The sequence below is a fragment of the Citrobacter sp. Cc139 genome, assembly GCF_030334645.1.
Lineage (GTDB): Bacteria > Pseudomonadota > Gammaproteobacteria > Enterobacterales > Enterobacteriaceae > Citrobacter > Citrobacter werkmanii.
The window spans coordinates 52,089-71,409 of the sequence record NZ_JAOWDM010000073.1; the positions used below are offsets into that span (position 1 = coordinate 52,089).

The 19,321-nt window shown below is 48.6% G+C and carries 19 protein-coding genes; 5 read left to right on the forward strand and 14 right to left on the reverse strand.

The genetic code is table 11. The features are described from left to right. Window positions 1–20: 20 nt before the first annotated feature. The 8 genes from OGV69_RS07775 to OGV69_RS07810 all read right to left on the reverse strand — a co-directional run bounded on the left by OGV69_RS07775 (window position 21) and on the right by OGV69_RS07810 (window position 8,759). Window positions 21–1,379, reverse strand: a complete 1,359-nt coding sequence (locus OGV69_RS07775; RefSeq protein WP_069324290.1) for an MFS transporter — start codon at window positions 1,377–1,379, stop codon at window positions 21–23. A 140-nt stretch (window positions 1,380–1,519) separates the two neighbouring features. After that, window positions 1,520–2,278, reverse strand: coding sequence for a DeoR/GlpR family DNA-binding transcription regulator (locus tag OGV69_RS07780; RefSeq protein WP_032943120.1), 759 nt, complete (start codon window positions 2,276–2,278; stop codon window positions 1,520–1,522). A 135-nt stretch (window positions 2,279–2,413) separates the two neighbouring features. Continuing rightward, entirely contained in the window at window positions 2,414–3,397 is a 984-nt protein-coding gene (gene ydjG, locus OGV69_RS07785) for an NADH-dependent methylglyoxal reductase (RefSeq protein ID WP_069324291.1), read from the reverse strand. A 9-nt stretch (window positions 3,398–3,406) separates the two neighbouring features. Then, a complete protein-coding gene (locus tag OGV69_RS07790; RefSeq protein ID WP_069324292.1) occupies window positions 3,407–4,354 on the reverse strand; it encodes a carbohydrate kinase family protein in 948 nt (315 codons plus the stop codon). Between the two features lie 4 nt (window positions 4,355–4,358). After that, entirely contained in the window at window positions 4,359–5,195 is an 837-nt protein-coding gene (locus tag OGV69_RS07795) for a ketose-bisphosphate aldolase (RefSeq protein WP_038640077.1), read from the reverse strand. A 20-nt stretch (window positions 5,196–5,215) separates the two neighbouring features. Further along, window positions 5,216–6,259 carry an NAD(P)-dependent alcohol dehydrogenase gene (locus OGV69_RS07800; protein ID WP_069324293.1) on the reverse strand — a complete coding sequence of 348 codons (1,044 nt, stop codon included), beginning with the start codon at window positions 6,257–6,259 and terminating at the stop codon, window positions 5,216–5,218. Window positions 6,260–6,276: 17 nt separating this feature from the next. After that, the gene (locus OGV69_RS07805) at window positions 6,277–7,656 is read right to left on the reverse strand and encodes an MFS transporter (RefSeq protein ID WP_085049516.1); all 1,380 of its coding nucleotides are present in this window, start codon (window positions 7,654–7,656) and stop codon (window positions 6,277–6,279) included. A 26-nt stretch (window positions 7,657–7,682) separates the two neighbouring features. Next, window positions 7,683–8,759 carry a zinc-binding dehydrogenase gene (locus OGV69_RS07810; RefSeq protein WP_069324295.1) on the reverse strand — a complete coding sequence of 359 codons (1,077 nt, stop codon included), beginning with the start codon at window positions 8,757–8,759 and terminating at the stop codon, window positions 7,683–7,685. A gap of 295 nt (window positions 8,760–9,054) precedes the next feature. Between OGV69_RS07810 and chiD the strand changes: the two genes are divergently transcribed. Together chiD and yajD are read left to right on the forward strand one after the other, a co-directional pair. Continuing rightward, window positions 9,055–10,308: a chitinase ChiD gene (chiD, locus tag OGV69_RS07815; RefSeq protein WP_069324296.1), complete on the forward strand. Its 1,254-nt coding sequence runs from the start codon at window positions 9,055–9,057 to the stop codon at window positions 10,306–10,308. Between the two features lie 94 nt (window positions 10,309–10,402). Next, complete coding sequence (gene yajD / locus OGV69_RS07820) at window positions 10,403–10,747, forward strand: HNH nuclease YajD (RefSeq protein WP_003832478.1); 345 nt, start codon at window positions 10,403–10,405, stop codon at window positions 10,745–10,747. Window positions 10,748–10,790: 43 nt separating this feature from the next. Here the strand turns inward: yajD and OGV69_RS07825 are convergent, their stop codons facing one another. Both OGV69_RS07825 and msrB read right to left on the reverse strand, forming a co-directional pair. Continuing rightward, window positions 10,791–11,066 carry a YeaC family protein gene (locus OGV69_RS07825; RefSeq protein ID WP_003030693.1) on the reverse strand — a complete coding sequence of 92 codons (276 nt, stop codon included), beginning with the start codon at window positions 11,064–11,066 and terminating at the stop codon, window positions 10,791–10,793. Between the two features lie 42 nt (window positions 11,067–11,108). Then, window positions 11,109–11,522 carry a peptide-methionine (R)-S-oxide reductase MsrB gene (gene msrB / locus OGV69_RS07830; RefSeq protein ID WP_006684886.1) on the reverse strand — a complete coding sequence of 138 codons (414 nt, stop codon included), beginning with the start codon at window positions 11,520–11,522 and terminating at the stop codon, window positions 11,109–11,111. Window positions 11,523–11,863: 341 nt separating this feature from the next. Between msrB and gapA the strand changes: the two genes are divergently transcribed. Both gapA and OGV69_RS07840 read left to right on the forward strand, forming a co-directional pair. After that, on the forward strand, window positions 11,864–12,859 hold the full coding sequence (gapA, locus tag OGV69_RS07835; RefSeq protein ID WP_003030697.1) for a glyceraldehyde-3-phosphate dehydrogenase: 996 nt from the start codon (window positions 11,864–11,866) through the stop codon (window positions 12,857–12,859). A 72-nt stretch (window positions 12,860–12,931) separates the two neighbouring features. Next, window positions 12,932–13,816 carry a D-hexose-6-phosphate mutarotase gene (locus OGV69_RS07840; protein ID WP_069324297.1) on the forward strand — a complete coding sequence of 295 codons (885 nt, stop codon included), beginning with the start codon at window positions 12,932–12,934 and terminating at the stop codon, window positions 13,814–13,816. Window positions 13,817–13,878: 62 nt separating this feature from the next. Here the strand turns inward: OGV69_RS07840 and OGV69_RS07845 are convergent, their stop codons facing one another. From OGV69_RS07845 to OGV69_RS07860, 4 genes are all read right to left on the reverse strand, one after another. Next, the gene (locus tag OGV69_RS07845) at window positions 13,879–14,733 is read right to left on the reverse strand and encodes an aldo/keto reductase (protein ID WP_069324298.1); all 855 of its coding nucleotides are present in this window, start codon (window positions 14,731–14,733) and stop codon (window positions 13,879–13,881) included. A gap of 180 nt (window positions 14,734–14,913) precedes the next feature. Next, window positions 14,914–15,264 (reverse strand): hypothetical protein, encoded by a 351-nt coding sequence (locus OGV69_RS07850; protein WP_069324299.1) that lies wholly within the window; start codon window positions 15,262–15,264, stop codon window positions 14,914–14,916. 10 nt (window positions 15,265–15,274) lie between these two features. Beyond that, complete coding sequence (locus OGV69_RS07855) at window positions 15,275–15,517, reverse strand: hypothetical protein (RefSeq protein ID WP_069324300.1); 243 nt, start codon at window positions 15,515–15,517, stop codon at window positions 15,275–15,277. A 573-nt stretch (window positions 15,518–16,090) separates the two neighbouring features. Then, window positions 16,091–16,837: a MipA/OmpV family protein gene (locus OGV69_RS07860; RefSeq protein WP_038640047.1), complete on the reverse strand. Its 747-nt coding sequence runs from the start codon at window positions 16,835–16,837 to the stop codon at window positions 16,091–16,093. Between the two features lie 433 nt (window positions 16,838–17,270). Between OGV69_RS07860 and yeaG the strand changes: the two genes are divergently transcribed. Next, window positions 17,271–19,205 (forward strand): protein kinase YeaG, encoded by a 1,935-nt coding sequence (gene yeaG, locus OGV69_RS07865; RefSeq protein ID WP_038640044.1) that lies wholly within the window; start codon window positions 17,271–17,273, stop codon window positions 19,203–19,205. Window positions 19,206–19,321 lie beyond the last annotated feature (116 nt).

Consider the following 19,321-nt stretch of genomic DNA (forward strand, 5'->3'; position numbering starts at 1 on the left):
GCTCCTGTCGGCACGTTATTTCAGGCCAGGGTTGAAATCTCTTCCAGAGAAACTTTGCGTGTTTCGATGCCAAAGCACAACAGAATCAGTGCGCAGAGCACCAGCATAACGCCCAGCACGATAAAGACAGTGGTCGAGCCGTAGCGTGTCAACAGAATAGCGACGCCATAAGGCGTAAATACCGCGACAATCCTGCCCACCGCATTCACGAAACCCGAACCACGCAATCTCAGATGTGTCGGCCATAACTCCGGGACATATACCGCAGAGGCAAAGCAAACATACATATACAGAAAAAAAATCATCACCAACCCGTAGCTCAAAATGGCCCACTCTTCGGTTTGAATCGAATAGAAATATCCGAGCAGCGCGATAATAACGAGTAAGAATGAACCAAACAGCCTCCGTGGAAAACGATCGATAATCATCGCGGCAATAAATATTCCAACGGGCGCGCCAATCATAATTATCGCGGTCATAAAGATAGACTTCGTCACATCGATTCCCGAATTAACAAAAATCGTTGGGATCCATACTGTGATGGTATAGAGCGAAATATTCATCGCGATAAGCACAGTGATCGCCACCAGCGTACAGCGCAACATCGGCCCCTTGAACAGTAGCCAAAATGAACCACTTTCCACGCCAGAGTGCACCGCCAGGCACTGGCTCTGACAGGAGGGTAAGGTGATATTTTTCTCTGTCTCAATCTGCGACTCCACCAGTATCAGGTGTTTTTCAGCTTCACTTCTCTGTCCCTTACCAGCCAGCCAACGGGGAGATTCGATAAAGTACTTTCCGGACAGATACCAGGCCAACAGCATTGTCGCGCCACCGAGCAGAAACATCACCCGCCAGCTTAACCAGGCAATAACCACGACGCCAACAGCCGCGGACAACATCGGCGACCAGTTACCAACAAATGACAGGCGGGCAGACCACTTTCCACGTACTGCAGGCGGAATAAATTCGGTAAACGAAGCATAGCCCACCATAATCAGCGCCCCCATTCCGATCCCCATCAGGCAACGGAAAAAAATAAGCCAGTACATGTTGGGCACAAACGTTGCCGCGCAAGCAGAGACCCCAACAATCAGCAAATTAATGCGGAATGCCTTGCGTCGACCGAGATAATCACCAATAAAGCCCCCGGTTAGCGAACCGACAAAATAGCCAAACATCAGCGCCGAGGTAAATGCTGCGTTGAGATAATTGTTAGACCAACCAGTACTGACTAATTTTGCCAATACCACATTCCCGGAATAACTGAGGAAACCGGTGACTAATAAACTAAAACTTATAATGCCAAAAATACGAAAATGAAATCGCGATAAGGGTAAACGATCTAATCTTGCACCGATAGGGTCACATTGTTCCATCTGGATGCCTCAAATTCAACTAAACAGAAAGTATGGCGCTCGCGGCAGTGGTAATTTTGCCGCGCCATCCATCATCATTAGATTTTTATGGCATTATCCAGGTGCAAACTAAAATAATATCGACACGAGTAACGTTAAAATTAATAAACGAGTTGAATATTATTCTCTTTACAAAACGCAATCCACTCTGCACCCGGTGCCTTATTGGTTATAAGGTAGTTAATATGGCTAAAGTCCACGAGCTGGACGAAAGCTTTACGATCAAACTTTGAGTGATCAACCAACAGGGCCACCTCAGTCGCCTGGCGGATCATGGTTTTTTTGATTTCCGCTTCTGCTTCGTTAGAGTCAAGCGCCCCACTTTGCATATCCAGACCTTTGCAGCTCATCACCATAATATCAACATGATAGCGACTAATGATCTCCTTGGTGATCCTTCCCTGCAACGACAACGTATTCTTATTCAGTTCGCCGCCAGTAGAAACGACGTTAATTTCTGACTGCGCCAGTTCATGAAATGCTTCAGCCGAGTTGGTTAACAGCGTCAGATCGTTTCTTTCCTTTAACAGCTTTAATAATTCCATCGCCGTACTGCTGGAGTCAGCGGCCATTGTGGTCTTATTTTTAATAAACGGTAATGCATTACGAGCAATGATCTGCTTCTCTTCAAAAAAAGACTTTGCACGTTTATAAAAATGAATATTGTCAGACAACGCGGTGGTATTAAGTACCGCACCACCATATGTTCGGGTCAAAAAACCTTCATCTTCCAGCTTCTCGAGATCGCGGCGAATTGTTTCCTCAGTTACCTGAAAGATGGAACTTAAATTAGATACCGCCACTTTCTTATCATTAGCCACCATTTGCTTAATGGCCTGAATCCTGTCTTTTGCCGCCACGATGACACCTCTGTTTCCTGCAAAGTAATAATAAGACCCTAGTATCTCACAGGCTATGTTTATTTTCAAAAGAACATGTCTGAATCACAGATTTAGTACTCTTTTACACAGAAACAGAGGTCATTGCCAGCTGGGTTATTTTATATCCAACGCTTCTGCCATTTGTCTCATCAATAACGAATCGCCATCAGTCAGGGCAACGGTCAGCGCCTCGACGTTTTCGCGAACCTGTTCAGGCGCGGTCGCTCCGCTCAGTAAGGTGATTAAATCGCTTTGCTTCAAAATCCACGCCAACGCCAGCGCGGGGATCGTGCAACGGTATTTTTCACACAATGGCCGCCATTGCTCGAGCATATCAATCACCCGCAGCATATTTTCCCGTTGGAACCAGACTTTGTTGGCCCGTGCGCCGCCAGGAATATAATCCCGCGCGATTGTTCCAGTCAGTAAACCCTGTTCGAGCGGTGAATAAACCTGCACGACGATGCCATGCTGCTGACATAACGGCAACAATTCAGCTTCCAGTCCGCGATCAAGGATGCTGTACTTAGCCTGCACGATATCCAGCTCACCGTGTTTGAGATACTCCCTGATATGCCCTGCATCCACGTTGGCAGCACCGATAGATCGAATCTTGCCTTCTTTCTTAAGTGCGTTCAGCGTGTCTACGGTTTCCGCAATCGGTGTAAAACAGGGTTCGACCGATTGCCAGTGGGTCATATAGATATCAATGCTTTCTATACCCAACCTTTGCAAACTGGCATCGACCTCTTCACGAATCGACTCGGGCGTGAGGTTTTTATACAACTGGCGATCGCCCACTTTGTTAAAAAGGCTGCCTGTCCGCTCCCAGACAATGCCGCATTTAGTTTCAACCACGATATCTTTACGCGGTAACTTTTTCAGCGCCTGCCCAACAATGACTTCACTATTACCAAAGTTGTAGCCTGGAGCGGTATCAATCAGATTAATACCGCAGCGATGCGCCTCGACAATGGTATCGATACAAACCTGCAGATCGAGATCGCCGTTCCATGCCGGACCGCCACCAATGGCCCATGTCCCTAATCCCATGCGGGAAAGCATAATATCCGTACTGCCTAAAGGAATCTTTTTCATCTGCCGTTATTACCCTTCATATTCATCAAGAAGTTGTTCAACCAGCTTTCTGTTTTTTACGCCCGTTGTGGCGCCCACGCTCAGTACCGATATTGCTGCCGTTGCGTTAGCAAACAGTGCGCACTCGCGCAGCGACTTGCCTTCAAGTAACGCGGAGATAAATCCCGAGGCAAAATTATCTCCCGCGCCGATGGTGTCGATAGCGGTAATTCCTGAAACCGCCGGGACCTCCATTTTCATATCGGTACGCTTGATAAAGCAGCCTCTTTTACCGGTCTTAATCACTACCGTTTTTACGCCACAGCTCAGGAAACTGTCGGCAATTTCATCCAGCGTCTCTTTGCCGGTAAGCTGTTTTGCTTCCTCAAAATTAGGAAACAGATAGTCTACGTAGCTCAAAGCCTGGCGAATATCGTTCAGCGTTTCATTAAGTCGTGGCTTAATCATATCGGCACAAATAATTAACCGATGTGCTTTCGCCTGAGTGAAGATCGTCGTTAATGCTTCGCCGTCGAGTAGCGGGCTGTTAAAAATACTCGCCAGCGACAGCAGCTTTGCCTGAGAGAAGCGGTCAAAATCAACATCGTTTATATTCAGCTTCCACAGGCTACCATTGCGGTTGGTGACAAAGGTGCGTTCGCCATCAGCTGTAACCAAACCCACGTTAATAGAAGTATCAATATCCGCATCCTGTTTCAGACTTTGAATATCAATGTTCTCCCGACGACAGTGGTCGAGAATAAAATGACCTGCCGCATCATCCCCTACCCGACTAATTAACGCAGTACGATGCCCAAGGCGAGAAATAATAGTCGCTTCATTAATCGCGTCGCCCCCGATGGTCATCGTAATACGTTCTAACGGATAAGAATCTACATCAAAAATATTTTTACTCACTGGCTGTAAGGGGATATCAACAATTGCCGCCCCTATACAAATAACCTCGATATTATCCATATTATCATTCCGCTTTACCGTCAGAGCCAAACAGTTTGATTTTTTCCAACGCTCGCTCTTTTACTGCTTTACGAACTTCACGTTCAACATGCAGGAATGGCTGGTTCTGGTTCTCCTGCACCGCCACCATTGCCGCCTGACACAGTTCGGTATGAATATTGATTTTAGAGATGCCTAATGAGATGGCTTTTTTAATATCCGCATCGCTAATGCCGGATGCCCCGTGCAGCACCAGCGGAACAGAAACCGCTCGGCGTACGCGCTCAACCACCTCGAAATTGAGTTTCGGCTCGGAGGTATATACGCCATGCTGGTTGCCAATCGCCACCGCCAGAGAGTCACAGCCGGTACGCTCGACAAATTCCGCCGCCTGGCTCGGGTCGGTATAGTGATAACCCGCCAGCGCCTCTTCGTAGACCGTCTCATTGCCCACGTGGCCCAGCTCCGCTTCGACCGGAATGCCTAACGGATGAAAGAAGTCCACAGCCTCTTTGGTCAGACGAATATTCTCTTCAAAATCAAAGGCGGAGGCATCGCGCATCAGAGAGTTCATGCCATGAACCCAGGCGTTGTGAATAATCTCCATGCTACGTCCGTGATCCCAATGAGTAATAACCGGTACCGAGGCCTTTTTCGCCATCGAAACCATCATGTGCGAAAAATCTTCAAACGAGGTATTCCCCACAAATCCGGTGCCAAAAGAGATAATTACCGGCGATTTAGCCTCTTCTGCCGCATCAATGACCCCCATTAGCATTTCCGCATTCCACACGTTAAAGTGAGCAATCGCATAATGTTTATTCTGAGCATCGTTTTCCCAATATTTAATATCTGCCAGCATGGTGTTTCTCCCTATTTAAATTAATGGTTAATTTTAATAACGCCTTTAATAATCTCGCGTTTGTTATTGACGGATTCGTCAAACGCGCGCTGAACATCTGCATAATCATAAATATGCGTCACCATCGACTTCACATCGAAACGCCCGGAGGAGATGGCTTCAATGGTGACCGGGTAGCGATTGGCATAGCGGAAAACAGTTTGTATTGATACTTCACGATTAATTTTGAGGAAGTTAATCGCTGAATCGCCAGGCACCGTGCCCACGATCATGATTTTCCCACCGCGCATTACCAGATATGGCGCCTGCTTAACCGTGATGGCCGAACCGGCAGTTTCGAAAACAATGTCAGCCCCCATATCGCCGGAAAACTGTTGGCAGCAGGCAACGGTGTCCTCCTTCGCACCGTTAATCACGACCGTCGCGCCAAGCTGCCCGGCCATCGCCAGACGTTTATCCAGGACATCAACAACAGCGATGTCGGTAGCCCCCAAACATTTACAGGCTTGCAGGGTCATTAAACCAATACAGCCAGCCCCCAGAATGACGATTTTCTTGCCCGGCTTAACGTCCGCCAGCATTGCGGCATGCATCCCTACCGCCGCAGGCTCTACCAGAGCGCCTTCCATGGTGTCCATATTGTCCGGCAGCTTGTAAGTAAAGCTTTCCGGGTGGCACAGATAGTACGTTAGCGCACCGCGATAATTTGGCTGTGTGGCCATAAAATCGACGTCAGGACAGATGTTGTATTTCCCTTCCAGACAGTAGCGGCAGTGGCCACACGGCACGCCGGGTTCAATGTTGACCCGGTCGCCCGGTTTAAATTTACTAACGCGACTTCCCACTGCCACCACCGTACCGGCGCATTCATGCCCAAGACCTATTTCCTGATTGGGATCTTTCGGCGGAATAAAGGGGCCCGATTCAAAACCGTGAACATCTGAACCGCAAATACCAACATATTCAACTTTAATTAGCACTTCATGCTCTTTAGGTACCGGAATATCGGCGGCAATGATTTTCATCGTGCCCGGCGTTTTTAATATCGCTTTTGAATTTTTCATTTTATTTCCCGTCAATATTATTTGCTGGTAACGGCATCAATACCGAGACTCTCGACAGAGACGCCTTTTGTTTCAATTCCAATGGTGGCAATAGCAACAGCGACAATAATTGAGACTGCGCCCAGCAGTACAAATACGCCCGTCACGCCATAACTATTAAGTAATACAGCGACCGCATAAGGAGCGGCGATACCGCTGATACGCCCTATCGCGTTAGCAAGCCCAGACCCGCGCAGCTTCGCTTCAGTCGGCCATATCTCTGGAACATATACCGCGGAGGCATAGCAAACGTACATATACACAAAGGTAATCAGGAAGAAACCAATTAATGTGATTAGCAACATGCTGGTTTGCAGCGAATAGATATAACCCAGCACGGCAATTAACACTAATAACCCCACCCCCATCGTTTTCCTCGGAATTTTATCCATTACCAGCATGGCGATGAAAATCCCAAACGGCGCACCGAACATACTCATGGTATTTAAGACTATGGAGTCTTTCAGATTAATCCCCTGAGTCATAAATATTGTCGGTAACCAGTTAATTAAGGTGTACTGCACAACGTTCATGGCAATCAGAACAAAGGAGCCCAGAATCACCCGCTTTAATAAAACTCCCGTTAATAAGGCGGAGTACGGCACTGAACGCGGTTGTTTGTCATCATCTTCTGTCACGACCGGCGGTAGTGGCTTACCTGTCTGTCGAATGACACCGTCTTCAATGGCCCGCATCACCTGTTCAGCTTCCTGATAGCGTCCGCGAGACTCCAGCCAGCGGGGCGACTCCGGGAAACTGCGCCATGCAATAACGGTTGCAATGAGCGACAGCACAGCCGGAATCAACAACTGTACGCGCCAGTTCCATTCCGCGCTGATCAGTGGTGTTAACCCCATCGCAATCAGTGAACAGAGCGGATAAGACCAGTTGCCGATAAACGAGACCCGACTGGACCAAGTGCCACGATTCCGTCCTGGCATATATTCGGTAAACCCGGCAAAAAGGGTTACCAGCAACGCGCCTAAACCCACCCCCATAACAAAACGACAGGCGATCAGAAAGGTCATATTGGGTGAAAACGCGCCAATTACCATGGAAATAATATGAATCGCTTCATACAGGATAAACGCGTTTTTACGCCCGGTTTTATCACCGATAATTCCGCCACCCAGCGCACCAAGAAACATACCCGCCGTAGTAATGGCGGAAAACGTGGCGGTGGTAGAATTATCGGTCCAACCAAGTTCTTTTAGCTGCGCGAGAATTAATCCGCCAACGGCATTACTCCAGCAAACCAGTAATCCGAAGGCTACCATAGCGAACATCGACGTATGCCAGCGGCAGTCAGGCAGCCTGTCCAGCCTGGCGCCGCAGTGCGGTTTTGCAATCTGTTCCATGCGATAACGTCCCTTTAATAAACATGTTATTCATCAAAGTCGTAAGTCATGATGACTTTAATCGCGGTTTTATCGACCATGGCGTCAAAACCTTCGCGCCATTGCGATAAGCCGATACGGTGAGTGATCATCGGTTTGACTTTAATCGCACCGCTCGCAAGCAGACGAATGGCGTTACGCCAGGAAGTGGAGTCGTAAGCCATATGACCAATAATGCTTTTGTTCCACGCGGTAATATCATTAATGGAGAAGTCGAGTGGTTTGAAACCCATCCCTACGCGGACAACTTCACCGTTGGGACGCAGCATTTCAATAGCTTGTTTCAGGGCAATATTGGCGCCGGAACATTCGATAACTAATCCCAGATTGTCTTTGCCGCAGATTTCCTGACAACGGGCGACCACATCTTCGTTCGAACCGTTGACGACCGCCGTCGCCCCCAACTCTTTGGCGATAGGAAAGCGCACCGCGACATCCTCTTCCAGCCCGACCATGACGATATTAACGGCCCCCATAATGCGTGCCATTTGCGCGGAAAAGAGACCTAGCGGGCCAGTACCGAAAACCACCACGTCCTGACCTGGGAGAAATTTGGACTGTTGGGCGATAGATTTGTAGGCATTACAGATGGGGTCCAGGACTGCCGCCTCTTCATAATCAACACCAGGCGGGATTTCCCACAGCGCATGACGGTGAATTTTGAGGATTTCCCCAGGAACCAGACAATATTTCGAAAACCCACCGCCCCAGGTATTGTTGTCCAGGCCTAAATTCACCTTTTCTGTACAACAAAGAAAATCACCTTGTTCGCAGGCAGGACAGACGCCGCAAACGTGCCCGCTGTTGTCAGAAACCACGCGCTGACCCACTTTCCAGTCCTTAACCTTGTCGCCGACCTGGACAATTCGACCGGCAAATTCGTGACCACGAATCGAATTAAACTGGTCGGAACCACTGTCAACGTTATAGTGCTTCATATCTGCGCCACAGATAGCAGCTGCCCTGATTTCAATCACAACGTCATCCGGACCACATACCGGCTCCGGAACATCAATCATCTTGTAGCCACCAAAGGCCTTGCCAAATCTTGCCAGTGCTTTCATTGAATTTTCCTTTGTGTTTAGTTTTGCATCAGTGGTCATCATACTTATCCATGTAATTTTTGAGGTCAACATAAAATCTTTAAAACACAGATTAAGATCTGCATTCCACAACTCAGATCACAAATAAGTGCAAAGATGTATTGAAACCTACAGAAACGTGGAGGCCGCTTCGCCTGTACGCCGTGAACCCCTTCGCATTTTTTCTGTTATGAAACGGTTAATCTGTAAGAGCTGTTTTTTTCGCCACGCCTTTCCGTGGCGTGTTTACTTGTTTAAATGTCAAAGAGGAACACCGATGAAACTATTGCCTTTGTTGGCAGCATTCCCCCTGCTCTGCGCCAGCGTTGTTTCCGCCAATTCACTGATGTCAGTTGGCTACTTTAATGGCGGTGGCGATGTCACTGCCGGTCCAGGCGGCGATATCAATAAACTGGATGTGCGCCAGATAACCCACCTCAACTATTCGTTTGGTCTTGTCTACAACAACGAGAAAGACGAAACCAATGACGCCCTAAAAGACGCCAGCAAGCTGCATCAGATTTGGCTTTCAGAGAAAGTACAGGCTGATTTGGAGAAAATCCCGGAGCTGCGTAAGCAGAATCCGAATCTGAAAGTTCTGCTTTCTGTCGGGGGTTGGGGGGCGCGTGGATTCTCAGGCGCGGCAGCAACGAAAGAAACACGAGCGGTATTCATTCAGTCTGCGCAGGAAATCATTGAGAAATACGGTCTGGATGGCATCGACCTCGACTGGGAATATCCGGTCAATGGCGCATGGGGACTGGTCGAAAGCCAACCAACCGATCGCGCTAACTTTACCGCGCTGTTAAAAGAGCTGCGGGCAGCATTAGGGCATAAAAAGCTACTGACCATTGCCGTGGGTGCGAATGCGGAAAGTCCGAAAAGTTGGGTGGATGTAAAAGCCATTGCGCCATCACTCGACTACATCAATTTGATGACCTATGACATGGCCTACGGCACTCAATATTTCAACTCCAACCTGTATGATTCGACGAAATGGCCGACTGTCGCCGCCGCAGATAAGTACAGTGCGGATTTTGTGGTCAATAACTATCTCGCCGCCGGGTTAAAACCGAGCCAGATGAATCTGGGTATTGGTTTTTATGGACGCGTACCAAAACGCGCCGTTGAACCGGGAATTGACTGGAGCAAACCTGACGCGCAGAAGAACCCTGCCACCCAGCCCTATTTCGAAGCAGCACAAATTGCGTTGTTCAAATCACTGGGCGTCGATCTGAGCAAAGATACCTATGTGAAGTACAACGATATCGTGGCGAAGCTGATCAACGATCCGCAGAAGCGCTTTAGCCAGCATTGGGATGATGAGGCGAAAGTACCGTGGCTGTCGGTACAGTCAGCAGACGGAAAAGCGCTCTTTGCCCTCTCCTATGAAAACCCGCGCTCGGTGGCGATTAAAGCCGACTACATCAAGAGTAAGGGGCTGGGAGGCGCCATGTTCTGGGAATACGGTGCGGATGACAACAATCAACTGGCTAAACAGTTAGCCGATTCATTGGGCATCAAACACTGATCCCAACGCCTGACACAATAGGTTATGATTACCGAATTACGCTGCGCCAGCCTTTGGCGCAGCTATTCATTTTCTATTGGAGGCATGAGCTTTTATGGCTTTTATCCCTAAAAATTACGCTCGTCTGGAAGTTGGTTACCGGGAAAAAGCGCTTAAGCTCTTCCCCTGGGTCTGCGGACGCTGTTCCCGCGAGTTTGTCTATTCAAATTTGCGCGAGTTGACGGTACACCATATCGATCACGATCACTCCAATAACCCGGAAGATGGTAGCAACTGGGAAATGTTGTGCCTGTATTGTCACGATCACGAGCATTCTAAATATACGGAAGCGGACCAGTATGGTTCAACGGTGGTTGCCGGAGAAGATGCGCAGAAGGCTGTTGGCGAAGCGAAATATAATCCGTTTGCCGATCTGAAGGCGATGATGAACAAAAAATAACAGCGACTGCGGGCCCGACATCATGACTGCCGGGCCAGGATTATCAGGATTTGAAGGTTGCTATAGGCTCAGGCGTAATACCAAATTCAACCTTTAGCTGCTGCTTGCTCTTCATCACCATCTCACCATTGGTATCAATCGTCATATGTTGCGCATCAATGTTGTTGCGCGCCTGCCATAACATCACCAGTTGTAAGCTGTTCTCTTTTTGTTCTGCCGTTAGCGCCACGCCATCCGGCCATTTTCCGAGTTCAACGGCGGTAGATAAGCGCTGATAAACTTCCGGCGTCATGCTGTTGATCATCTCATCAAGATTCATGTTAAATCCCCTCTCCGTAGAATAATTTGCTGAATCGTTTCTTCAGCCCTTAATTTGTTCACCGTTTTCGCCATCGGTAAAGTTCAAAGAGGCTGAGTTGACACAGTAGCGCTCACCGGTAGGTTTTGGGCCATCCGGGAAGACGTGTCCCAGGTGCGCATCACAGTTCCCACAGCGGATTTCAATGCGCTGCATACCATGCGAGGTATCTTTTATGTAACGGATAGCCTCTTCGCTGACCGGCTCGTAAAAACTGGGCCAGCCGCAGCCAGAGTCATATTTTGTCTCGGAACGAAATAGCGGTTTATCGCAGATCAAACAGTGGTAGATGCCGTCACGCTTGTTATGCAGCAAACGCCCGGTAAATGGCGGTTCTGTCCCGTGATTCTGCGTCACGTAGAACTGCATTTCTGTTAAATTTTTTTTCAGTTCTTCTGGAGAAGGTTGATTAGCCATTTGCTCACATCTCGCTTTATCTAAACTCACATCGCGAGACAGATTCTAACAAAACATTAACACCGGAGTGCGAACTTTTGTTCTAAACTTGATCCTTGCGAAATGGCAGCCTGCAATTCGTGATCAGAATCACGTTTTTATCTTGATTGCCCTTTAAAATTCGGGCCGCCGACCCCATGTGGTTTCAAGCCCAAAGGAAGAGTGAGGCGAGTCAGTTGCGCAAAGCTTAGGCAGCAGATTGATTTGTCGCAATGATTGACACGATTCCGCTTGACGCTGCGTAAGGTTTTTGTAATTTTACAGGCAACCTTTTATTCACTAACAAATAGCTGGTGGAATATATGACTATCAAAGTAGGTATCAACGGTTTTGGCCGTATCGGTCGCATTGTTTTCCGTGCTGCTCAAGAACGCTCTGACATCGAGATCGTTGCAATCAACGACCTGTTAGACGCTGACTACATGGCTTACATGCTGAAATATGACTCCACTCACGGCCGTTTCAACGGTACCGTTGAAGTGAAAGACGGTCATCTGATCGTAAACGGTAAAAAAATCCGTGTTACCGCTGAACGTGATCCGGCTAACCTGAAATGGGACGAAGTTGGTGTTGACGTAGTAGCTGAAGCTACTGGCCTGTTCCTGACAGATGAAACCGCTCGTAAGCACATCACTGCTGGCGCGAAAAAAGTGGTTCTGACTGGTCCGTCCAAAGATAACACTCCGATGTTTGTTAAAGGCGCTAACTTTGACAAATACGAAGGTCAGGACATCGTTTCTAACGCTTCCTGCACCACTAACTGCCTGGCTCCGCTGGCTAAAGTTATCAACGACAACTTCGGCATCATCGAAGGTCTGATGACTACTGTTCACGCGACCACCGCTACTCAGAAAACCGTTGACGGCCCGTCTCACAAAGACTGGCGCGGCGGCCGCGGCGCATCCCAGAACATCATCCCGTCCTCTACCGGCGCTGCTAAAGCTGTAGGTAAAGTACTGCCAGAACTGAACGGCAAACTGACTGGTATGGCGTTCCGCGTTCCTACCCCGAACGTATCCGTTGTTGACCTGACCGTTCGTCTGGAAAAAGCTGCTTCTTACGAAGAAATTAAGAAAGCAATCAAAGCTGCTTCCGAAGGCCCGATGAAAGGCGTTCTGGGTTACACCGAAGACGACGTAGTATCTACCGATTTCAACGGTGAAGTTTGCACTTCCGTGTTCGATGCTAAAGCAGGTATCGCACTGAACGACAACTTCGTGAAACTGGTATCCTGGTACGACAACGAAACCGGCTACTCCAACAAAGTTCTGGATCTGATTGCTCACATCTCCAAATAAGTTGAGATGAAACAGTAATCTGTAAGAGCGACTACGGTCGCTCTTTTTTTTGCCTGAAGAAAGGATTGCGTAATGATTAATAAAATTTTTGCACTTCCGGTAGTCGAACAAATTGCCCCGGTACTCTCCCGCCGTCAGCTTGATGAGCTTGAGGTCATTGTTGTCGATCACCCGCAGGTTAAAGCCTCTTTTGCGCTGCAGGGTGCACATCTTCTTTCCTGGAAACCAAACGGTGAAGAAGAAGTCCTGTGGTTAAGTAACAATACGCCGTTTAAAACCGGTGTTGCGCTGCGTGGCGGCGTACCGATTTGCTGGCCGTGGTTTGGCCCTGCCGCTCAGCCAGGCCTACCGTCTCATGGTTTTGCCCGTAACCTGCCCTGGACGCTGAAGGCGCATAACGAAGACGAGAAAGGTGTCGTACTGACGTTCGAACTGCAAAGCAGCGCTGAAACGCGTCAGCTTTGGCCGCATGAGTTCTGCCTGCTGGCCCGTTTCAAAGTGGGCGCCACCTGCGAGATGGAGCTGGAAGCGCACGGTGAGTTTGAAACCACCTCCGCGCTGCATACTTATTTCAATGTGGGTGATATTGCGGCGGTGAAAGTCAGCGGTCTTGGCGATCGTCTGATCGATAAAGTGAATGATGCCAAAGAAGACGTACTGGCTGATGGTATCCAGACCTTCCCGGACCGTACCGATCGTGTCTATCTGAATCCGGAAGCGTGCAGCGTCATTCATGATGATGCGCTGAATCGCAATATTGACGTCATCCACCACCACCATCTGAATGTCGTGGGCTGGAACCCAGGCCCGGCGCTGTCTGTCAGCATGGGCGACATGCCGGATGTCGGCTACAAAACATTTGTTTGCGTAGAAACGGCTTACGCCACGGCACCGCAGAAAACCACCGAAGAAAAACCGTCTCGTCTGGCACAAACGATTCGTGTTGCTAAGCGCTAAGATCGTGTCAGTTGCCTGATAGTGTTTGCGCCATCAGGCAACTCAGCGCGCCATGCGGCAAATCAGGCCATATCCAGCGCCGTTTTACCTTTTGGCGCCGGATATGCCTTATCTAACTGCTTCAACTCATCGGCAGAGAGCGTTATCTCCAGTGCCGCGGCATTCTGTTCGACATGCGCCACATTCGCGGCTTTCGGAATGGCTATCACCCCCGGAAGACGAATAACCCATGCCAGTAGAATCTGCGCAGCGCTGGCATTGTGGGCGCGCGCAATGTCATTGACCACTGGGTTAGAAAGCAAGTCCCCCCGGAGCCGCCCTGCCTGAGCCAGCGGACTGTAGGCCATAACCGGCATCTGCTGTTGCTGGCACCATGGCAGTAAATCATATTCAATGCCGCGCGATGCTAAATGATAGAGCACCTGATTAGTTGCACAGTGTCGTCCACCCGCAACCTGCCATAATGCCTGCATATCATCGTAATCAAGATTAGAGACGCCCCAGCGGCGGATTTTGCCCTGCGCAATAAGCGTTTCCATAGCGTCGACGGTGTCAGCAAATGAAAAGTCTCCCGTCCAGTGCAACAAATAGAGATCCAGATAATCGGTTTTCAAACGACGCAGGCTGGCTTCGCAGGCGGCAATCGCTTTCTTGCCCGCGGCATTCCATGGGTAAACCTTCGAGACTAAAAAAGCGCTTTCACGCCGACCTGCCAGCGCCTCGCCAACCACCTCTTCCGCTGCACCATCTGCGTACATTTCGGCCGTATCAATCAATCGCAGGCCAAGATCCAGCCCAGCCCGTAACGCGGCGACTTCATCCCGACGTCGGCCTGAATCCTCGCCCATGTACCATGTTCCCTGCCCAATCGCAGGAAGCGATACCTGCTCCGTAAACATCACCTGTTTCGCTGTCATCGCACCCTCCTGTGTTAATGCACCACAGTAAAGCAAAACAACAGACATATGTCCTGTTATGGTGCACAAATTGCACCATCATAGTTTGGCGTGTCGCCCGTTAATGCGATTAAAATAAATGGCCCGGGATCTGATGCAGATCCCGGACCTAAATAATGCAAAATTTTCACTAACCAGCGCTTATTTCAACCGACCTAAATATTTGCCCTCTTTCATGGCGTTAATTTTTCCGTTTTTATAGACGATGACGGAAATCAAACCCGCACTGTAAGTTTGTGCATCGGCATTGTTTTCATCATTTGCCGCAGGGTTGCCATTAATATATGCAATACCATCAGCGCCACGTGTAAAGTCCACGCCCAGCTTATTCACATGCACGGATGTGGTTTTGCTGGCGTGCACCGGGGCATTAGCGTCGCTGACCTGAGTTTTGTGTTCATGCTGTAATTGCTGACGATATGCTTCGCTGATAGCATAAGCAGGCGCAGCAGATGAAGCCACCAGCGCAGCGATAATAATCAATTTCTTCATGAGTTAAACCTTAGTATTTATCGTGTTTGTGGTGATGGTCGGAATGGGTGCCATCAGAGCTATACAGATTTTGCGCGTTTTCCAGGGCCTGTTTTTCAGCCGCGGCATTGATTGTCGCCTGATGGTTTTGTTCGGCGATGTAGCAGGCATCGCGGCTGATCCCTTTGTTTTCGCATGCACTCATGCGTGAAGCCTCGCTGGTGCATCCAGCCAGGACCCCGCCCATCACAGCTATCATGATTAACTTTTTCATTATTTATACCAGGTTTTTACTCAAGATATCCCCGTGGCATATTTAAGGCCTTACCACGAGAGTTGCTATCACTACTTTTAAAGTTTAATGAATATCGGCAATAGGATATTTAATGTCAATTTTAATTTTTTCAGACAAATACCTAAAGGATGTAAAATAAAAACAAATGATTAATTTTTTATTTTTTCACCTGAAAGTTAACATTCAAAATAAGCCAAAATAGTTATCAGTTATCTTTATGCCAGTTGAGAATAAATACCCCGCGCATCGCAATACAATAAAGCACAGTATTATCAATAAATTATGAACCCAGAAAACGACAGCCCAGAGCAATAAATCATTAAGACATGGTGATATTACCTCATGCAAAAAAAACAATAGCTATCAGGCTAATCAAATGAGAGGTTTATTTTTAGTAACGGCAAAAGAAATACCAGGTTAAATAATCGTTGCGGCCAGGCGAAACATAAAACCACTATAAAAATGCAATCTCATGTTTTAGATCAATATTCATCCCCACGAAGCATAAAAAAGCCCGCATCTCTGCAGGCTTGTATTTGACACGCAATAGCATCAGAACTTGTAGGTTACACCCACCGAGAAGATGCCAGACCAGGATTTATCGACCATCGGGCTATCCTTCACTTCATCACTCAAACGCACATAACGGCCAGTGCCGTATACGTTCCAGTTGCCAAGGAAGTTATAGCTTGCAGTCAACTCCAGGTATGGATCCCATCCATCGTCAGCGCTGTAGCTTTTCAGACCACTGCGGCGAGACTCGTGATTGGACACGCCATAATAATAGTCGTTGTAGTTTTCGCTGCTGTACTGCACACCGATACCCGGCGTCAAAGTCAGCGCACCGTTAGTGTAACGGTAGAGCCAGGCCAGATCCCAGATAAAGCCGTTGCTATTATCCAGGGTATCACCCGCCAGAGCGGTACGCAGGAAACCATACTGGGTGTTATGTACATACGAGAGGCCAGCCATCAGACTGCTTTTACGCTTGTCGAGTTGGCGCAAAGCATGGCTGTCGCTGTCACCCGGCTTGAAATGCGTCGGATCATAGTACGCCATGATGGAGAGCTTATCTGCCGTATCATTCCACAGATAGTAGCCGCCACCCAGACCGTGGAACCAGACGTTATCGCCTTCATAGGTGACAACCGGAACGGGATAAACATCGCGGTCATACTGTTTGTACGGGCTGTTAATCACGCCGACACCTGCACCAACAGTCCACTGACTTTCCGCGTGTGCGGTGCTAACTGCGGTTGCGGCAAGCACGCCAAGTGCCAGAAGTTTGAGTTTGGTCACAATCCATAATTCCTTATTCAAATGTGTAGCGGTCAAAGTGTAACCGCCAATACGCTTCAGCCCAACTATTTTACGTATTAGTCCAGGAATGTAACCCCCTAATTTCTCAGCGAGTGATGACATTTTGCTTGCAGGATAGTGAACACCACATGAATCCCGCCCCATTTCTTTACATAAGATGTGCTTTTTTTGCTGATGAGTTATTGATATGCCATTGAAATTCATTTGCGCACCCAGGCAAGTTTTGCAAATGCCATCTACGCTTAATTTTAGAAGGTGTATCACCGAATACGTTGATCTCCTGACCATCAAAATGGCATGAGAGTTGCTTATTTCTTCAGCAGCGACGTCGTTCAGTTTACCTCTTCAGGGGCCTCTACTATTCATATGAACGGCTCTTAACATGTGCTAAAAAACGAAAGGACGGCATACCATGAATATATTCGATCACTATCGCCAGCGTTACGAAGCTGCCAAGGACGAAGAGTTCACGCTGCAGGAGTTTCTTACCACTTGTCGGCAAGATCGCAGTGCTTATGCCAACGCGGCAGAGCGGCTATTAATGGCTATTGGTGAGCCTGTCATGGTTGACACTGCCCACGAACCTCGTCTTTCTCGACTCTTTTCGAATCGGGTAATTGCACGCTATCCCGCTTTCGAAGAGTTTTACGGCATGGAAGACGCCATTGAGCAGATTGTTTCTTATTTGAAACATGCGGCTCAGGGGTTAGAAGAGAAGAAACAGATTCTGTATCTGTTGGGGCCTGTGGGAGGGGGGAAATCATCTCTCGCTGAGCGACTCAAGTCGCTGATGCAGAGAGTTCCGATTTATGTCCTGAGCGCCAATGGCGAACGTAGCCCGGTTAACGATCATCCGTTGTGCCTGTTTAATCCACAGGAAGATGCGCAGATCCTGGAAAAAGAGTATGGGATCCCGCGTCGCTACCTCGGGACGATCATGTCGCCATGGGCGGCGAAACGCCTGCACGAATTTGGCGGGGACATTACAAAATTCCGCGTCGTCAAAGTCTGGCCGTCTATTCTGGAGCAGATCGCTATCGCCAAAACGGAACCTGGCGATGAAAACAACCAGGATATCTCTGCGCTGGTCGGGAAAGTGGATATTCGTAAACTCGAACACCACGCCCAGAACGATCCTGATGCCTACGGTTACTCGGGGGCGTTGTGCCGCGCTAACCAGGGGATTATGGAGTTCGTAGAGATGTTTAAAGCACCGATTAAAGTGCTGCATCCTCTGCTGACCGCCACCCAGGAAGGAAACTACAACGGGACGGAAGGTATCTCTGCCCTGCCGTTTAACGGAATTATTCTTGCCCACTCGAACGAGTCTGAATGGGTGACGTTCCGCAACAACAAAAACAATGAGGCGTTCCTTGACCGTGTTTACATTGTCAAAGTGCCTTATTGCTTGCGGATCTCCGAAGAGATCAAAATTTACGAGAAATTGCTTAATCACAGTGAGCTGACCCATGCGCCTTGCGCGCCAGGCACGCTGGAAACGCTCTCCCGTTTCACCATTCTTTCTCGTCTGAAAGAACCTGAGAATTCGAGCATTTACTCGAAGATGCGCGTTTACGATGGCGAAAGTCTGAAAGATACCGATCCAAAAGCGAAATCCTATCAAGAGTATCGGGATTACGCCGGGGTCGATGAGGGAATGAACGGTCTGTCCACGCGTTTCGCGTTTAAGATCCTCTCTCGCGTCTTTAACTTTGATCATGCCGAAGTCGCAGCGAACCCGGTGCATCTGTTCTACGTCCTGGAACAGCAAATCGAGCGTGAACAGTTCCCTCAGGAGCAGGCAGAACGTTATCTTGAGTTCCTGAAAGGCTACCTGATCCCTAAATATGCTGAATTTATTGGCAAAGAGATTCAGACAGCTTATCTCGAATCCTACTCCGAATACGGACAGAACATTTTCGACCGTTACGTCACCTACGCGGATTTCTGGATTCAGGATCAGGAGTACCGCGACCCGGATACCGGTCAACTGTTCGATCGCGAGTCGCTGAACGCAGAGCTGGAGAAAATTGAGAAGCCGGCGGGTATCAGTAACCCGAAAGACTTCCGTAACGAGATCGTCAACTTTGTTCTGCGCGCCAGAGCGAATAACAGCGGTCGCAATCCAAACTGGACCAGTTACGAAAAACTGCGCACGGTGATTGAGAAGAAAATGTTCTCCAATACCGAGGAGTTGCTGCCGGTTATTTCGTTCAACGCCAAAACCTCGACTGACGAGCAGAAAAAACACGACGATTTTGTCGACCGTATGATGGAAAAAGGCTACACGCGTAAACAGGTGCGTTTACTGTGCGAATGGTATTTGCGCGTACGTAAATCGTCTTAAGAGCATAAATGGCCCGGAAAATTTTTCCGTTTACCGGGCCAATATTTCTTCTGTACGCGAAACCATTCAAGAGGTATCAAGGCGGCAAATGAGTGAATTCCCAGGAGCGTACATAA

What these genes read in the sequence shown, in the direction of transcription:
- OGV69_RS07790 (WP_069324292.1), bottom strand. Translation starts at nt 4,354, where the DNA reads ATGGATAATATCGAGGTTATTTGTATAGGGGCGGCAATTGTTGATATC.
- gapA (WP_003030697.1), top strand. Translation starts at nt 11,864, where the DNA reads ATGACTATCAAAGTAGGTATCAACGGTTTTGGCCGTATCGGTCGCATT.
- yajD (WP_003832478.1), top strand. Translation starts at nt 10,403, where the DNA reads ATGGCTTTTATCCCTAAAAATTACGCTCGTCTGGAAGTTGGTTACCGG.
- OGV69_RS07810 (WP_069324295.1), bottom strand. Translation starts at nt 8,759, where the DNA reads ATGAAAGCACTGGCAAGATTTGGCAAGGCCTTTGGTGGCTACAAGATG.
- ydjG (WP_069324291.1), bottom strand. Translation starts at nt 3,397, where the DNA reads ATGAAAAAGATTCCTTTAGGCAGTACGGATATTATGCTTTCCCGCATG.
- OGV69_RS07840 (WP_069324297.1), top strand. Translation starts at nt 12,932, where the DNA reads ATGATTAATAAAATTTTTGCACTTCCGGTAGTCGAACAAATTGCCCCG.
- OGV69_RS07825 (WP_003030693.1), bottom strand. Translation starts at nt 11,066, where the DNA reads ATGAATCTTGATGAGATGATCAACAGCATGACGCCGGAAGTTTATCAG.
- chiD (WP_069324296.1), top strand. Translation starts at nt 9,055, where the DNA reads ATGAAACTATTGCCTTTGTTGGCAGCATTCCCCCTGCTCTGCGCCAGC.
- msrB (WP_006684886.1), bottom strand. Translation starts at nt 11,522, where the DNA reads ATGGCTAATCAACCTTCTCCAGAAGAACTGAAAAAAAATTTAACAGAA.
- OGV69_RS07855 (WP_069324300.1), bottom strand. Translation starts at nt 15,517, where the DNA reads ATGAAAAAGTTAATCATGATAGCTGTGATGGGCGGGGTCCTGGCTGGA.
- OGV69_RS07795 (WP_038640077.1), bottom strand. Translation starts at nt 5,195, where the DNA reads ATGCTGGCAGATATTAAATATTGGGAAAACGATGCTCAGAATAAACAT.
- OGV69_RS07805 (WP_085049516.1), bottom strand. Translation starts at nt 7,656, where the DNA reads ATGGAACAGATTGCAAAACCGCACTGCGGCGCCAGGCTGGACAGGCTG.
- OGV69_RS07775 (WP_069324290.1), bottom strand. Translation starts at nt 1,379, where the DNA reads ATGGAACAATGTGACCCTATCGGTGCAAGATTAGATCGTTTACCCTTA.
- yeaG (WP_038640044.1), top strand. Translation starts at nt 17,271, where the DNA reads ATGAATATATTCGATCACTATCGCCAGCGTTACGAAGCTGCCAAGGAC.
- OGV69_RS07845 (WP_069324298.1), bottom strand. Translation starts at nt 14,733, where the DNA reads ATGACAGCGAAACAGGTGATGTTTACGGAGCAGGTATCGCTTCCTGCG.
- OGV69_RS07850 (WP_069324299.1), bottom strand. Translation starts at nt 15,264, where the DNA reads ATGAAGAAATTGATTATTATCGCTGCGCTGGTGGCTTCATCTGCTGCG.
- OGV69_RS07800 (WP_069324293.1), bottom strand. Translation starts at nt 6,259, where the DNA reads ATGAAAAATTCAAAAGCGATATTAAAAACGCCGGGCACGATGAAAATC.